Raw genomic sequence first — 15,842 nt, 5'->3', positions numbered from 1 at the left:
TACAGAGGAAATTGAGCTATGAGTAAATGCAGTGCTGATGAAACCCCGGTTTGCTGCTGTATGGATGTTGGTACTATCATGGACAACACCGATTGCACCGCGTCTTACAGCCGTGTCTTCACCAATCGTGCCGAGGCTGATGAAACCCTGGCGGCGCTGAGCAAACGTGCTCGCGACGTTGAGTCTGAGCCTTGTGAAATCAAATCCTCGTTCACCGAAGTTGAAGGTGGTGTGCGTCTGGATATTGACTTTGTCTTCGCCTGTGAAGCGGAAACACTGATCTTCCAGCTCGGCCTGCGTTAATCCTTTCTTCCTGATACCCCTGCCATGCAGGGGTATTTTCTTTTTATTCTCTGTGTTTTAGCTCCCACTTTTTCATCTCTCTGATTGGCTGAATGTAAAAAAATGGTTAAGACTGTTACCAGGTCAGACCACTTTGCATTTATGTTATTTACAGGGGCGTGTTATGAGTCAGGCATTACCGCTTATCACCCGACAAGGCGATCGCATTGCCATTGTCAGTGGATTGCGTACTCCGTTTGCGCGTCAGGCGACCGCATTTCACGGAATTCCAGCCGTCGATCTGGGGAAAATGGTGGTGGGGGAGATGCTGGCTCGCAGCGAAATATCTCCTGATGTTATTGAACAACTGGTTTTCGGCCAGGTTGTCCAGATGCCTGAAGCACCCAACATTGCCCGCGAGATTGTTCTGGGAACCGGGATGAATGTGCATACTGATGCGTATAGCGTTAGCCGCGCATGTGCCACCAGTTTTCAGGCCGTCGCCAATGTGGCTGAAAGTCTGATGGTGGGCACAATCCGGGCTGGCATTGCGGGTGGTGCAGATTCTTCTTCTGTGCTGCCGATTGGCGTGAGTAAAAAACTGGCACGTATGCTGGTGGATGTTAACAAGGCCCGAACGACAGGGCAGAAACTCAAGCTTTTCTCACGCCTGCGTCTGCGCGATTTAATGCCTGTACCGCCTGCTGTTGCCGAGTATTCGACCGGTCTGCGCATGGGTGATACGGCTGAGCAAATGGCGAAAACGTACGGAATAACGCGTGAGCAGCAGGATGCACTGGCCCATCGTTCTCACCAAAATGCCGCACAGGCCTGGTCACAAGGCAAACTGACTGATGAAGTGATGACTGCTTATATTCCGCCTTATCGTGAACCACTTACTGAAGATAATAACATCCGTGGCACGTCGACCCTGGCGGATTATGCAAAGTTACGTCCTGCATTTGATCGCACACATGGCACGGTGACGGCGGCAAACAGCACTCCGCTTACCGACGGTGCTGCTGCGGTGATCCTGATGACCGAATCGCGTGCAAAAGAGTTAGGCATTACGCCGTTGGGTTACTTGCGTAGCTACGCGTTCACGGCCATTGACGTTTGGCAGGACATGTTATTGGGACCAGCCTGGTCTACGCCGCTGGCGCTGGAACGTGCAGGTTTAACGCTAGCAGACTTAACGCTGATTGATATGCATGAGGCCTTCGCTGCGCAGACACTGGCGAACGTACAGTTGCTGGCCAGCGATCGTTTTGCGCGTGAAGTACTCGGTCGGGCACATGCCACTGGCGAAGTTGATGAGAGTAAATTTAACGTTCTGGGAGGCTCCATCGCTTACGGCCATCCATTTGCTGCAACGGGTGCGCGAATGATCACCCAAACATTACATGAACTGCGCCGTCGTGGTGGCGGTTTTGGTCTGGTTACCGCCTGCGCGGCGGGTGGTTTAGGTGCGGCAATGGTCCTGGAGGCGGAATAATGGAAATAGCATCTGCATTTACGCTGGATATTCGCCCCGATAATGTAGCCATTGTGACCATTGATGTACCCGGCGAAAAGATGAATACCCTGAAGGCCGAATTTGGCGTTCAGGTGCGCGCGATGTTAAAGCAGATCCGCGAAAACAAAGATATTCGCGGTCTGGTGTTTATCTCAGCCAAGGCGGATAACTTCATTGCAGGGGCGGATATCAACATGATCGCTCGTGCGAAAAATGCGCAGGAAGCTGAAGAGCTTGCGCGCCAGGGGCAGCAGGTGATGGCCGAAATCCATGCGCTGTCGATCCCGGTGATCGCGGCTATCCACGGGGCCTGCCTGGGCGGGGGGCTTGAGTTGGCTCTGGCTTGTCATCGCCGCATTTGTACTGACGATGCGAAAACCGTTCTGGGCTTGCCGGAAGTGCAATTAGGGCTATTGCCAGGCTCCGGCGGAACACAGCGTTTGCCACGCCTGGTGGGAGTCAGTACGGCACTGGAGATGATTTTAACGGGTAAACAATTGCGTGCGCGTCAGGCATTGAAGGTGGGACTGGTTGATGAGGTGGTTTCGCCATCTATTTTGCTTGAATCCGCCGTGGAACTGGCGCTGAAAGGACGTCAGGCAAAGCGTCACCTGCCCGTGCGTGAGCGCATTCTTGCAGGACCACTCGGGCGTACGCTGCTTTTCAGCATGGTGGGTAAGAAAACCGAACAAAAAACCAGGGGCAACTACCCGGCAACGAAACGAATTCTGGATGTCATTGAAACCGGACTGGCGCAAGGGAGCAGCAGCGGGTACGCGGCTGAGGCAAAAGCGTTTGGTGAACTGGCGATGACGCCGCAATCACAGGCCTTGCGCAGCATCTTTTTTGCCAGCACCGATGTTAAAAAAGATCCTGGAAGTGAGGCTGAACCTGCTCCACTACGTTCGCTTGGTGTGCTGGGTGGGGGACTGATGGGCGGTGGTATTGCGTTTGTTTCCGCCAGCAAAGGCAAATTGCCTGTGCGTATCAAAGACATTAACCCAAAGGGGATCAATCACGCGCTGCAGTACAGTTGGCAGATCCTTGATCAAAAGGTGAAGCGTCGCCATATCAAGGCAAGTGAGAGAGATAAGGCGCTGGCATTAATCTCGGGTACAACCGACTACAGTGGTTTTGCTCACCGTGATGTCGTCATTGAAGCTGTCTTCGAAGACCTGGCGCTTAAACAAAAAATGGTGGCCGATGTTGAAGAGCATTGTGCACAGCACACTATTTTTGCATCGAACACCTCGTCATTGCCGATCGGTGATATTGCTGCAAATTCAGCACGTCCTGAGCTGGTTATTGGCCTGCATTTCTTTAGCCCGGTTGAAAAAATGCCGCTGGTGGAAGTTATCCCTCACGCGCGAACAAGCCCGCAAACGGTGGCTACCGTGGTTAAACTTGCCAAAATGCAGGGTAAGACGCCAGTCGTGGTGGCGGATAAAGCCGGCTTTTATGTTAACCGTATTCTTGCGCCTTATATAAATGAAGCCATGCGGCTTCTGACGGAAGGCGAGAAGATCGAACATATTGATGAAGCATTGGTAAAGTTTGGTTTCCCGGTGGGGCCAATCCAACTTTTGGATGAGGTAGGAATAGATACCGGCACTAAAATTATACCAGTACTTGAAGCGGCTTATGGCGATCGTTTTAGCCCGCCTGCAAACTTTGTTTCTGCGATTTTGAATGACGATCGCAAAGGCAGAAAAAATGGACGTGGTTTCTATCTTTACGCTGCGAAAGGGCGTAAAAGCAAGAAACAGATCGACCCTTCGGTTTATGGGCTCATTCCGATAACCGGACAGGGAAAACTGACGGCGCATCAGTGTGCTGAACGCTGTGTCATGATGATGCTTAATGAGGCGGCTCGTTGCTTTAGTGAGCAGATCATCAAAAGCGCACGTGATGGCGATATCGGTGGTGTTTTTGGTATTGGTTTCCCGCCATTCCTCGGCGGCCCGTTCCGTTACATGGATACAATCGGTGCGGGTGAAGTGGTTGCAATCCTGCAACGTCTTGCCACTCAATATGGTCCCCGGTTTACACCGTGTGATGAGTTATTGCAGATGGCAGAACGCGGCCAAACTTTTTGGCCTTCAAGGGAAACTGCCCTCGTAAGTTGAGGTCAAAGAAGGGTAAATCCAACGTTGAATGAACTTGTTTTGGCGAATTTGTAAACAAAGATTGACTATACTTACGCCATTAAGGTAAAAAACAGCGTTTCATTCACCGAATGGATCAGGCACAATGCCCGGCCATCGGGTTTTCTGCCTCCTTGATGTTATTGCAGGCAGTCAACGCCGGTGATTCTGGTTAACAAAAGCGGTGCAATATGCAAGTTTTTATCATGCGTCATGGTGACGCGGCACTCGATGCCGCCAGTGACTCAGTACGTCCTTTGACAACCTGTGGCTGCGACGAATCCCGTCAAATGGCAATCTGGTTTAAAGGTCAAAAAGTGGACATTGAACGTGTTCTGGTGAGTCCGTTCCTGCGTGCAGAACAGACGCTGGATGTGGTAGGAGAGTGTATTCACCTGCCGGAAAGCGTAGATGTTCTTCCTGAGCTTACTCCGTGCGGCGATGTCGGCCTTGTCAGCGCGTATCTTCAGGCACTTTGCAATGAAGGTGTTGCTTCTGCGCTGGTCATTTCCCATTTGCCACTCGTGGGTTATCTGGTGTCTGAATTGTGCCCAGGTGAAACGCCACCAATGTTCACGACCTCCGCTATTGCCAATGTCACTCTCGACGAAACCGGCAAAGGGGTATTCAACTGGCAAATGAGTCCGTGCAACCTGAAGATGGCGAAAGCGATCTGATGTGACGTGCGATTCGGCGGGTAGCATTTGCCACCCGCCAGCCTGTCAGGGCAGCTCTGGTGGCTGCCACTCCTCAATCTCAATCAGTACCAATAGCGCCGCATCTCCCCCGTATTCTTTTGGGGCCTGGTGAAACGCCATGACGTGTGGATGCTGAGCCAACCACAGCGGTGTCTGCTGCTTAAGAATATGTTTACCGTGGCCATGCATAACGCAGGTGCAAAAGACATGTTCACGACGACAAGCGGCGATCAACGCCCCCAGTTCCTGTTTTGCCTGCATCTGCGTCAGACCATGAAGGTCAAGAAAGAGCTCTGGTGAGTAATCCCCTCGACGTAATTTTTTCAGCTCAAAATGGCTAACGTCTTCGCGTACATATTTGACTGCACCCTGTGTATTCAGCAGCGGCTGGAATTCGTCCGAAAAATAGTGGCTGTTGTCCGCCTGCTCCTGCAGTAAACGTTTTACCGGCACTTCAGTGACTTTTTTGCGTATCGGGCGATGGACAATGGTGTCCTGCTTGATTTGGCGTGTCCCTGTCATTAGCTGGCGAAAGAGCGACTGATCCTCCTCGCTGAGCGACTTTTTCTTTTTCATTGGCCTGTCTCATCTCTTATTTCAGGTAGTGTACCTGACTAAACGCATTTTTTAACCTCAAGCAGTAAGCGTCATTGCTGATTTATCGCCGTCTTCATGGCAAACTAGCCGCCGAAAATTAAGCGAGCATGCCCTGGAGGAAAGAGTGGATAAAATATTTGTCGATGAAGCAGTAAACGAGCTGCATACCATACAGGACATGTTGCGTTGGTCGGTTAGCCGCTTCAGCGCCGCCAACATCTGGTACGGCCATGGCACGGATAATCCATGGGATGAGGCGGTTCAACTGGTGTTGCCTTCTCTCTACCTGCCGCTGGATATTCCTGAGGACATGCGCACTGCGCGCCTGACGTCCAGTGAAAAACACCGCATTGTTGAGCGTGTGATCCGCCGTGTTAATGAGCGCATTCCTGTCGCCTACCTGACCAACAAGGCCTGGTTCTGTGGCCACGAATTCTACGTTGATGAGCGTGTATTGGTTCCACGCTCTCCGATTGGTGAGCTGATCAACAACCATTTTGCCGGTCTTATCGATCATCATCCACAGCACATCCTGGATATGTGTACCGGTAGCGGCTGTATTGCTATTGCCTGCGCCTACGCCTTCCCGGAAGCGGAAGTAGATGCGGTGGATATCTCTACCGACGCGCTGGCGGTAACCGAACACAACATTGAAGAGCATGGGCTGATTAACCATGTCACGCCAATCCGTTCCGATCTGTTCCGTGATCTTCCCGCGCTCCAGTACGATCTGATTGTCACCAACCCGCCGTACGTTGATGCAGAAGATATGTCTGACCTGCCGAATGAATATCGCCACGAGCCTGAACTGGGTCTGGCATCTGGGTCCGATGGTTTGAAACTGACTCGTCGTATTCTGGCCTGCGCGCCGGATTATCTGACTGACAACGGCATTCTGATTTGTGAAGTCGGTAACAGCATGGTACATCTGATGGAGCAATACCCGGATGTGCCGTTCACCTGGCTTGAGTTCGATAATGGTGGTGACGGCGTCTTTATGTTGACGAAAGCGCAGCTCCTTGATGCGCGCGAATACTTCAGCATCTACAAAGACTAATCCAGCGGGCTTCGGCCCGTTTCACAACGCTCAAACACAGAACAACGACAACGGAGCCGTGATGGCAGGAAACAGTATTGGACAATTATTCCGGGTGACCACCTTTGGTGAGTCGCATGGGCTGGCATTAGGTTGCATTGTTGACGGCGTACCGCCAGGCATTGAACTGACCGAAGCTGATTTACAGCACGATCTTGACCGCCGCCGTCCGGGAACCTCTCGCTACACCACGCAGCGTCGCGAGCCGGATCAGGTCAAAATTCTCTCCGGTGTTTTCGAAGGTCGCACGACAGGGACCAGTATTGGTTTGCTGATTGAAAATACCGATCAGCGTTCGCAAGATTACGGCACGATCAAAGACGTGTTCCGTCCGGGTCATGCGGATTATACCTATGAACAAAAATACGGCTTTCGCGACTATCGCGGCGGCGGACGTTCTTCCGCCCGTGAAACGGCGATGCGCGTAGCTGCAGGAGCAATTGCCAAGAAATACCTGGCGCAGAAATTTGGCATCGTGATCCGCGGGTGTTTAACCCAGATGGGCGATATCCCACTGGCGATTAAAGACTGGGATCAGGTTGAGCAAAACCCCTTCTTCTGCGCTGATGCCGATAAGCTGGACGCACTGGACGAACTGATGCGTGGCCTGAAAAAAGAGGGCGACTCCATTGGGGCTAAAGTGACCGTGGTTGCTGACGGTGTGCCGGCAGGCTGGGGCGAGCCGGTCTTTGATCGTCTGGATGCTGATATTGCTCATGCAATGATGAGCATTAATGCGGTGAAAGGCGTGGAGATTGGTGATGGTTTTGACGTGGTGGCGCTGCGTGGCAGCCAGAATCGCGATGAAATTACCAAAGACGGATTCCAGAGCAACCATGCGGGTGGCATTCTCGGTGGTATCAGCAGCGGCCAGCAGATTGTGGCGAACATTGCGCTGAAACCGACGTCGAGTATTACTGTACCGGGCCGCACGATTAACCGCTCTGGTGACGAAGTTGAGATGATCACCAAGGGACGTCACGATCCTTGTGTGGGGATCCGCGCAGTGCCGATCGCAGAAGCGATGCTGGCGATCGTGCTGATGGATCACTTCCTGCGCCAGCGCGCGCAAAATGCCGATGTGACGACCTCCATTCCACGCTGGTAAACATGAAAAAAACCGCAATTGCTCTGCTGGCCCTGCTTGCCAGCGGGGCCAGTCTGGCAGCCACTCCCTGGCAAAAAATCACCCATCCTGTGGCGGGCAGTGCACAATCTATTGGTGCATTTTCAAACGGCTGTATCGTTGGGGCACAAGAATTACCGCTGCAGTCCGGTACTTATCAGGTGATGCGTACCGATCAGCGACGCTATTTTGGTCATCCTGATTTAATCACCTTCATCCAGAGACTGGGGAGCCAGGTGCATAACCGGGGGCTGGGAACTCTGTTGATAGGTGATATGGGCATGCCGGCTGGCGGACGGTTTAATGGTGGTCATGCCAGCCACCAGACGGGGCTGGATGTTGATATCTTCCTGCAACTACCGAAAGCGCGCTGGAGTTCGGCGCAACTGCTTAAGCCGCAGGCGCTCGATCTGGTCGCCCGTGACGGAAAAAATGTTGTGCCTTCGCTCTGGTCGCAGGATGTCTCAAGCTTGATAAAACTGGCGGCAAAAGATGACGATGTCACCCGTATTTTTGTGAATCCGGCGATTAAACAACAGTTGTGCCTTGATGCCGGAACTGATCGCGACTGGTTGCGTAAAGTACGCCCATGGTTCCAGCATCGTGCGCATATGCACGTCCGTTTGCGCTGTCCGGCAAATAGCCTGGAATGTGAAGACCAAGCGCTGCCTCCACCGGGTGACGGCTGTGGTGCAGAACTGCAAAGCTGGTTTGAACCGGCCAAACCTGGAACCTCTAAGCCTGAGAAGAAGACACCGCCTCCGTTGCCGCCTTCCTGCCAGGCGCTACTGGATGAGCATGTACTCTAATGGATAATTTCGTCGATCTGTTTATGGTGTCGCCAGTATTGCTGGTGGTGCTCTTTTTTGTTGCCATGTTGGCCGGGTTTATTGATGCGCTGGCGGGGGGCGGGGGATTACTCACTGTTCCCGCTCTGTTAGCGGCAGGAATGAGTCCTGCTCAGGCACTGGCAACCAATAAACTGCAAGCCTGTGGTGGTTCGTTATCCGCCTCGCTCTATTTTGTTCGTCGCAAGGTGGTGAATCTTGCCGATCAGAAACTGAATATCCTGATGACCTTTATTGGCTCAACTGCAGGCGCATTGCTGGTTCAGCACGTGACGTCTGATGTTCTGCGCCAAATTCTGCCTGTTCTGGTTATCTGTATTGGCCTCTATTTTTTACTGATGCCTAAGCTCGGTGAAGAGGACAGACAGCGTCGTCTGCATGGTTTACCGTTTGCGCTGATTGCGGGCGGCTGCGTAGGGTTCTATGACGGTTTCTTTGGTCCCGGTGCAGGCTCTTTTTACGCCCTGGCGTTTGTCACGCTGGCTGGTTTTAACCTCGCTAAATCAACCGCACATGCCAAAGTGCTCAACGCGACGTCGAATGTGGGCGGCCTGCTGCTGTTTATTATTGGCGGTAAGGTTATCTGGGCGACCGGTTTTGTGATGATGGCAGGACAATTTATCGGGGCGCGAGCCGGATCGCGTCTGGTATTAAGCAAAGGGCAACAGCTGATCCGCCCCATGATTGTGGTGGTGTCAGCGGTGATGAGCGCCAAGCTTCTTTATGACAGCCACGGACAGGAGATCCTCCACTGGTTGGGGATGAACTAATGAACAGTACACATAATTACGAACAGCTGATTGAGATTTTTGACGGCTGTTTTGCTGGTGATTTTAATACCCGTCTGATTAAAGGTGACGACGAACCGATCTATCTTCCTGCTGATGCAGATGTACCTTATAACCGCATCGTGTTCGCCCACGGTTTTTATGCCAGCGGATTACATGAGATTTCGCACTGGTGTATTGCAGGAAAAGCACGTCGCGAGCTGGTGGACTTTGGTTACTGGTATTGCCCGGACGGGCGTGATGCGGCGACGCAAGGGCAGTTTGAAGATGTAGAAGTAAAACCACAGGCTTTCGACTGGCTGTTTTGCGTGGCGGCGGGTTTTCCGTTCAACGTAAGCTGCGACAACCTTGAGGGTGACTTCGAACCAGACCGTATTGTGTTCCAGCGCCGCGTTCATGCGCAGGTGATGGAATATCTTGAGAAAGGCATACCGGAACGCCCGGCACGTTTTATCAAGGCATTACAGAATTATTACCACACGCCGGAGATGACGGCGGAATGCTTCCCGTGGCCGGAAGATCTTTAACAGAGGAAAGAAGATGATCGCAGAATTTGAATCGCGCATTCTGGCGTTAATTGATGACATGGTGGAACACGCCAGTGATGATGAGCTGTTCGCCAGCGGTTATCTGCGTGGTCACCTGACGCTTGCCGTTGCTGAACTGGAAGCTGGAGACGATCACTCTGCACAGGCTGTGCATATTGAAGTGACCCGTAGCCTTGAGAAAGCGATTCAGGCTGGCGAACTCTCTCCGCGTGACCAGTCTTTAGTGTTGGGAATGTGGGACAACTTGTTCCAGCAGGCGAATCTGAACTAACGGAAACCTCGCAGTTTTTGCCCTCTCTTGTCGGGAGAGGGCGTCAGACAGCATCCTATTTAACGTGCTTCCCTTTCAGTAACTTTCTCACCCACAGACGATTCGGATTCAGTGCAGCCAGTGTTTCGCCATCCAGCGGTAGTGGCTCATCGCTCATTTGCGAGGCCAGCACTTCCGCTGCCAGAGGTGCGGAGCATAATCCGCGCGATCCCAGCGCGCCCAGCATGAACAGATCCGGGTACACCGGCGCATTAACCGCTGAGGTTTTCTGTTCTGCAAGATCCCGGTAGACCTCAAGCGTTTCGTTATAGTTCGGGACATTCCCGGCCATTGGCAGATGGTCGCGGGTGGCACACCGTACGCCACAACGTGCTTCTCCCGCACTGATATCAACCTCTTTCGCCCACTCAGCCAGAGGGAAGCAGTCGATCAAACGTTGCCGGTTGTGTTCCTGGTCTTCCTGGCTGTAGTCAGTGTCGGTCTTTCCGCGGTGATAGCTTGCGCCAATACAGTGGTGACCATTCGCCGGGTTTTGCGGTGTCAGGTAACCATCGTAGCAAAGTACCTGGCGAAGTTTGCTCAGTTGCGGCGTGACGGGAATATGGCTTACCTGACCGCCTACCGGGTAAAGCGGTAACTTTTCCGTTTGTTCAAACTGGCTGATGTTATGGCCGTTCGCCAGCACGACGCAGGCATGTTGCGCGTTGCTGTCGTTGGCGAAGTGTATTGACCATCGCTCTCCACAGCGCTCCAGCGACGTGACGGGACGGGAATAGCGCACTTTCAGTCCACGCGATTGGGCAAGTGTAAGGGCGGCAGCGGTCAGTTCTGCCGGACATAACCAGCCACCGAGCGGATAGTGTACGCCGCCACATCCGGTGTCGATGCCAGCATTGGTGGAAACCTGTTGCGCATTAATCGCAGTGGCCATTTCTTCGGGTAAACCGAGAGTTAGCATCTGCGTAATTTTCTGCTGGCTTTTCTCATCCCAGGCGAGTTGCGTGACACCGCACCAGTCGTGGGCGAAAGTGACGGGAAGGGTGTCGTAAAGACGTCGTGCGAAGGTGAATGCCGCCGGGAAAAATTGGCTCAGTGCGGCGTCGTGTGCGCTCAGCAGGGGATAAAGTGCACCTTGTCGATTGCCTGATGCGCCGCAGGCGGGAACATCATCGGCACAATAAAGCGTAACGTCCCAGCCCCGATGAATGAGCGCCAGCGAGAGCAGGGCGCTGGCGATACCGCCGCCAATAATGGCGACCTCGCGAGATACGCTGCCGCTGCGGTGAAACCAGGGCGCATGGACGGGAAGCTTGCGTTCCTGTGCCATTACGCCCGTCAGCATTTCGCGTTTACGGCCAAATCCTTTGCATTTTTGCATGGTGAAGCCTGCGTCCTGTAGGCCACGACGCACGAAACCTGCCGAGGTGAAGGTCGCAAGCGTTGCGCCAGGACGTGCCAGCCTTGCCATCGCGGCAAAGAGGTGTTCGCTCCACATATCCGGGTTCTTGGCGGGCGCAAAGCCGTCGAGGAACCAGGCATCAACTTTCTGATTCAGAGAGTCGTCAAGCTTGTCGGTTAGTTCGTTAATATCGCCCAGCCACAAATCCAGCGTGACGCGACCTCCGTCCAGTTGCAGACGGTGACATCCCCCAAACGCCTGCGGCCACTGGGCCTGCAACTGAGATGCCCAGGAGGCCAGTTCCGGCCAGTGCTGGTGTGCCAGCGTCAGATCATGCGCCGTCAGGGGGAATTTTTCGAAACTGATGAAATGTAATCTTTGGAGTGTAGCCTGAGGGTGGGCAGCACAGAACTGGTCGAAAGCCTGCCAGAGTGTGAGGAAGTTTAACCCTGTACCAAAACCGCTTTCCGCGACCACAAACTGAGCGCGAGGATGCGCAGGAAAACGCTCACTAAGGTGATTTCCGTCAAGGAAGACATACCGGGTTTCTTCCAGTCCGTTATCATTCGAGAAATAGACGTCGTCGAAATCTCGGGAAACAGGTGTACCCTCAGCGTTGAATTCGAGGTTGGCGGGTTGTATAGCATTTTGTTTCACGTAAGTTACTCGTCTGACAGGCAGTGGCGCGATCTTAACGATGCAGGGCCGTTGGCGCAAATTTCCGCAGAAATTGGCTGATCGGACTTGTTCAGCGTACAAGTGTACGCTATTGTGCGACTCGAAACTTTACTAGTATGACTTACAGAGGTATTGAATGAAACGTGCAGTGATTACTGGCCTGGGCATCGTTTCCAGCATCGGTAACAACCAGCAGGAAGTCCTGGAATCTCTGCGTGAAGGACGCTCGGGGATCACTTTCTCTCAAGAATTCAAAGATTCTGGTATGCGTAGCCATGTATGGGGTAACGTCAAACTGGACACCACGGGTCTTATCGACCGCAAAGTGGTCCGTTTCATGAACGATGCCTCTATCTACGCTTACCTCTCAATGCAGCAGGCTGTGGCAGATGCTGGGTTGAAAGAAGAGGTTTATCAAAATAACCCGCGCGTGGGTCTGATTGCAGGTTCCGGCGGCTCCTCTAAATCTCAGGTATTCGGTGCGGACGCAATGCGTAGCCCGCGTGGCCTGAAAGCAGTTGGTCCTTACGTCGTGACCAAAGCGATGGCGTCTGCTGTTTCTGCATGCCTCGCAACTCCGTTCAAAATTCATGGTGTGAACTACTCCATCAGCTCCGCTTGTGCGACCTCTGCACACTGCATCGGTAGCGCAGTTGAGCAAATTCAGCTCGGCAAACAGGATATCGTGTTTGCGGGTGGCGGCGAAGAGCTGTGCTGGGAAATGGCCTGTGAGTTTGATGCGATGGGCGCACTGTCTACCAAATATAACGAAACGCCAGAAAAAGCGTCCCGTACCTATGATGCACACCGTGATGGTTTCATCATTGCTGGCGGCGGCGGTATGGTTGTGGTTGAAGAGCTGGAACACGCGCTGGCACGTGGCGCGCATATCTATGCTGAAGTTGTTGGCTACGGTGCAACCTCCGATGGTGCAGACATGGTCGCGCCATCTGGCGAAGGCGCAGTACGCTGCATGAAGCTGGCGATGGACGGTGTTGATACCCCAATCGATTACCTGAACTCACACGGTACATCTACTCCGGTAGGTGACGTGAAAGAGCTGGGAGCAATTCGTGAAGTATTTGGCAACAACAGCCCGGCGATCTCTGCAACCAAAGCGATGACCGGTCACTCTCTGGGTGCTGCTGGTGTACAGGAAGCTATTTACTCTCTTCTGATGCTCGAGCACGGCTTCATCGCCCCAAGCATCAACGTGGAAGAGCTGGATGAGCAGGCTCAGGGTCTGAACATCGTAACCAAACCGACTGAAGCGGCACTGACTACCGTCATGTCCAACAGCTTTGGCTTTGGCGGCACAAACGCCACGCTGGTGATGCGTAAGCTGAAGGCATAAATTCTGCGTTTTAGTTGAAAAGGGAGCCATCTGGCTCCCTTTTTTATGCATTGACAAGCGGTTGTGCTCACAGGCAAACTCCACCCCTCAACATTATCCTCTTGATAATGCGTAAGCGTTTAACGTCAACCAACGCACCTTAATCCTGATATTCAGGCAGAGGGGGCGTGGTATTTCCCCGCCTTACTCTTCATTTCGGAGTAAAGCATGACAGCAGTCACTCAAACAGAAAAAACCTCTTCAGCGAATGTTTCGCTGTTTCGTATCGCCTTCGCGGTATTCCTTACCTATATGACCGTTGGTCTTCCACTTCCCGTCATTCCCTTATTTGTGCACCAGGAGCTGGGCTACGGCAATACGCTGGTTGGTGTGGCGGTTGGTATTCAGTTTCTGGCAACGGTCCTGACGCGCGGCTATGCAGGAAGGCTGGCCGATCAGCATGGCGCAAAGCGTTCTGCGCTACAGGGGATGTTCGCTTGCGGGCTTGCGGGGGGCGCATGGCTTCTTGCGGCATTATTGCCGGTGGATGCGATTTACAAATTTACCTTACTGATTGTTGGCCGATTGATCCTGGGCTTTGGTGAGAGTCAGCTTTTGACCGGGACATTAACCTGGGGGATGGGGCTGGTTGGCCCCACTCGCTCCGGCAAGGTGATGTCATGGAATGGGATGGCGATCTACGGTGCTCTAGCCGCAGGTGCGCCTCTGGGATTGCTGATCCACAGCCACTTTGGTTTTGCCGCGCTCGCCGGGACAACTATAGTGCTGCCATTGCTGGCCTGGGCGTTTAATGGTTCAGTTCGTAAAGTCCCTGCATATAAAGGCGAAAGGCCATCCCTGTGGAGTGTTGTCGGACAGATCTGGAAACCGGGAATGGGGCTTGCGTTGCAGGGTGTCGGCTTTGCGGTTATAGGGACGTTTGTCTCACTTTACTTCATGAGTCGTGGCTGGGCGATGGCAGGCTTTACGCTCACGGCATTCGGTGGCGCATTTGTCCTGATGCGTATCCTGTTTGGCTGGATGCCGGATCGCTTCGGTGGTGTGAACGTCGCCGTGATTTCCCTCATAATTGAAACGACAGGCCTAATTCTGCTGTGGCAGGCCCCTGTGGCATCCATTGCTTTGCTCGGCGCAGCCCTGACAGGCTGTGGGTGCTCGTTAATCTTCCCGGCGCTGGGCGTCGAGGTGGTTAAACGGGTAGCACCACAAGTACGAGGGACGGCGCTTGGCGGTTATGCGGCATTTCAGGATATCTCATACGGCGTGACCGGGCCTCTGGCGGGTCTGCTGGCGACCTCTTTTGGCTATCCGTCGGTCTTTCTTGCGGGGGCTGTTTCAGCGGTTACCGGCATTGTGGTGACGTTGATTGCTTTTCGTAAGGCATAATCAATGTTTGCCCTCTTCTGAGCGAAGAGGGCATGACATCAGGCGAGCAGCCAGAAAATTGCCAGCGCGATCATCAGGGCAATAAACATCAGCCCCGGCCGTGCAGACAGCGTTCTGAAGGTTTCAACGACGGGCGCGAAGAGCGGGCTATAAATCGGCTGGAGATTGCGTGCTTCCGGCACACCACCTTCTCGTTCAGCACGCCGAATAAAGATCTGGTTCAATACATCCTGGACCTGCGCAGAGGTTAATACCGTCTGTGGCATCGCTTGCCAGGTTTGCTGCGTATAATCCCGAATGGCTTCAAACTCGCGTGGCTCAAGCGGCTGTTTGAGCGCCGCCTGCAGCGTATGCAGTGTGGGTGCGTTCTGGGTACTTAGAGTCTGGCGCGCCTGTAGCCAGGTCACCAGATGCGTAAACTGTTTGGCCGGGATTAATTCTCCCGCTTTCACCCCTGACAGTTCCAGCATAGATTGCCAGATGAGCTTTGTTGGCTCCCCGGTTGCTGCTGCCAGTTTCGTCACCATCTGTTTGAGCGTGTTGTGCTCAGCAGGCAACAGCGGACGTTCCGTGGCCGGGCGTTGTTGCGGCTGTGGAATCGATAACTCATTATTTTGCAGTAACGTCAGAACAGTCTTTAGCTGATCAGGCGTGAGCTGGCTGAGCGCTGTCTGGCCATACTGATGGCGAATAAAATCGCTCACGGCCTGGCGGTTATTTCCCTGGCCCAGAAGCTCGGTTAACTGCGAAACAATCTGGCGAGTGGTGTGGTTAAGCTGCGCAGTATTCAGACGCTGATTCAGGTTTTGCTCAGCGGCAGGGAAGTGGCGCGATTGCAAAGGGGCATCGTTTCTTACCCCTAAATCGTGTTTTACCCCGGCCCACACTTCCGCATTTTGCTGAGAAGTCAGGGCGATCAGACGCGTGATCAAACGCTCCAGCACAGTACGCTGTTGTGTGGAAAGCGGTTGTTCGCCTGCGACGTTGGGCGTTACGGGGCCTTCACCCGGAGGGCGCGGCGGCGTACCTGAAATGGGCTGCATCGTCAAAAATCCTTAAAGTCAAAACTCAGCGTAAACCAGGTTTACGAGTATGCCTGGCGGCGAGATTA

General features: G+C 53.4%; 15 protein-coding genes. 12 read left to right on the top strand and 3 right to left on the bottom strand.

Going from position 1 to position 15,842, the window contains the following annotated elements; genetic code table 11:
* The first annotated feature begins 18 nt into the window (after positions 1-18).
* The 4 genes from GF617_RS20140 to sixA all read left to right on the top strand — a co-directional run bounded on the left by GF617_RS20140 (position 19) and on the right by sixA (position 4,619).
* Positions 19-303 carry a YfcZ/YiiS family protein gene (locus tag GF617_RS20140; RefSeq protein WP_181620277.1) on the top strand — a complete coding sequence of 95 codons (285 nt, stop codon included), beginning with the start codon at positions 19-21 and terminating at the stop codon, positions 301-303.
* Positions 304-466: 163 nt separating this feature from the next.
* Complete coding sequence (gene fadI, locus GF617_RS20135) at positions 467-1,777, top strand: acetyl-CoA C-acyltransferase FadI (protein ID WP_181620276.1); 1,311 nt, start codon at positions 467-469, stop codon at positions 1,775-1,777.
* Positions 1,777-3,924 (top strand): fatty acid oxidation complex subunit alpha FadJ, encoded by a 2,148-nt coding sequence (fadJ, locus tag GF617_RS20130; protein WP_203452320.1) that lies wholly within the window; start codon positions 1,777-1,779, stop codon positions 3,922-3,924. The genes fadI and fadJ overlap by 1 nt, the downstream gene beginning before the upstream one ends.
* A gap of 209 nt (positions 3,925-4,133) precedes the next feature.
* Positions 4,134-4,619 carry a phosphohistidine phosphatase SixA gene (sixA, locus tag GF617_RS20125; RefSeq protein WP_181620274.1) on the top strand — a complete coding sequence of 162 codons (486 nt, stop codon included), beginning with the start codon at positions 4,134-4,136 and terminating at the stop codon, positions 4,617-4,619.
* Between the two features lie 45 nt (positions 4,620-4,664).
* On the opposite strand, the gene smrB is transcribed toward sixA, so the two are convergent.
* Positions 4,665-5,216 (bottom strand): endonuclease SmrB, encoded by a 552-nt coding sequence (gene smrB, locus GF617_RS20120; RefSeq protein WP_181620273.1) that lies wholly within the window; start codon positions 5,214-5,216, stop codon positions 4,665-4,667.
* Between the two features lie 145 nt (positions 5,217-5,361).
* On the opposite strand from smrB, the gene prmB reads away from it, so the two are divergent.
* The 6 genes from prmB (at position 5,362) to GF617_RS20090 (ending at position 9,914) form a co-directional block, all read left to right on the top strand.
* Positions 5,362-6,294 (top strand): 50S ribosomal protein L3 N(5)-glutamine methyltransferase, encoded by a 933-nt coding sequence (gene prmB / locus GF617_RS20115; protein WP_181620272.1) that lies wholly within the window; start codon positions 5,362-5,364, stop codon positions 6,292-6,294.
* A 61-nt stretch (positions 6,295-6,355) separates the two neighbouring features.
* Positions 6,356-7,441, top strand: coding sequence for a chorismate synthase (aroC, locus tag GF617_RS20110; RefSeq protein WP_181620271.1), 1,086 nt, complete (start codon positions 6,356-6,358; stop codon positions 7,439-7,441).
* A 2-nt stretch (positions 7,442-7,443) separates the two neighbouring features.
* Entirely contained in the window at positions 7,444-8,268 is an 825-nt protein-coding gene (gene mepA / locus GF617_RS20105; RefSeq protein ID WP_203452319.1) for a penicillin-insensitive murein endopeptidase, read from the top strand.
* Positions 8,268-9,077 (top strand): sulfite exporter TauE/SafE family protein, encoded by an 810-nt coding sequence (locus GF617_RS20100; protein ID WP_181620269.1) that lies wholly within the window; start codon positions 8,268-8,270, stop codon positions 9,075-9,077. Before mepA ends, GF617_RS20100 begins: the two co-directional genes overlap by 1 nt.
* Positions 9,077-9,622 carry an elongation factor P hydroxylase gene (locus GF617_RS20095; protein WP_181620268.1) on the top strand — a complete coding sequence of 182 codons (546 nt, stop codon included), beginning with the start codon at positions 9,077-9,079 and terminating at the stop codon, positions 9,620-9,622. The genes GF617_RS20100 and GF617_RS20095 overlap by 1 nt, the downstream gene beginning before the upstream one ends.
* Before the next feature lie 13 nt (positions 9,623-9,635).
* Positions 9,636-9,914: a YfcL family protein gene (locus GF617_RS20090; RefSeq protein ID WP_181620267.1), complete on the top strand. Its 279-nt coding sequence runs from the start codon at positions 9,636-9,638 to the stop codon at positions 9,912-9,914.
* Between the two features lie 55 nt (positions 9,915-9,969).
* On the opposite strand, the gene mnmC is transcribed toward GF617_RS20090, so the two are convergent.
* Positions 9,970-11,970 (bottom strand): bifunctional tRNA (5-methylaminomethyl-2-thiouridine)(34)-methyltransferase MnmD/FAD-dependent 5-carboxymethylaminomethyl-2-thiouridine(34) oxidoreductase MnmC, encoded by a 2,001-nt coding sequence (mnmC, locus tag GF617_RS20085; RefSeq protein ID WP_203452318.1) that lies wholly within the window; start codon positions 11,968-11,970, stop codon positions 9,970-9,972.
* 157 nt (positions 11,971-12,127) lie between these two features.
* Between mnmC and fabB the strand changes: the two genes are divergently transcribed.
* Positions 12,128-13,345: a beta-ketoacyl-ACP synthase I gene (gene fabB / locus GF617_RS20080; protein ID WP_181620265.1), complete on the top strand. Its 1,218-nt coding sequence runs from the start codon at positions 12,128-12,130 to the stop codon at positions 13,343-13,345.
* 207 nt (positions 13,346-13,552) lie between these two features.
* Positions 13,553-14,731, top strand: a complete 1,179-nt coding sequence (locus GF617_RS20075; RefSeq protein WP_203452317.1) for an MFS transporter — start codon at positions 13,553-13,555, stop codon at positions 14,729-14,731.
* 38 nt (positions 14,732-14,769) lie between these two features.
* On the opposite strand, the gene flk is transcribed toward GF617_RS20075, so the two are convergent.
* Positions 14,770-15,774, bottom strand: a complete 1,005-nt coding sequence (flk, locus tag GF617_RS20070) for a flagella biosynthesis regulator Flk (RefSeq protein ID WP_203452316.1) — start codon at positions 15,772-15,774, stop codon at positions 14,770-14,772.
* Positions 15,775-15,842 lie beyond the last annotated feature (68 nt).

It is taken from the genome of Lelliottia sp. RWM.1, assembly GCF_016859735.1.
Lineage (GTDB): Bacteria > Pseudomonadota > Gammaproteobacteria > Enterobacterales > Enterobacteriaceae > Enterobacter.
The sequence above is the reverse complement of the archived record's forward strand: the minus strand, read 5'-3'. Positions and strand labels throughout refer to the sequence as shown.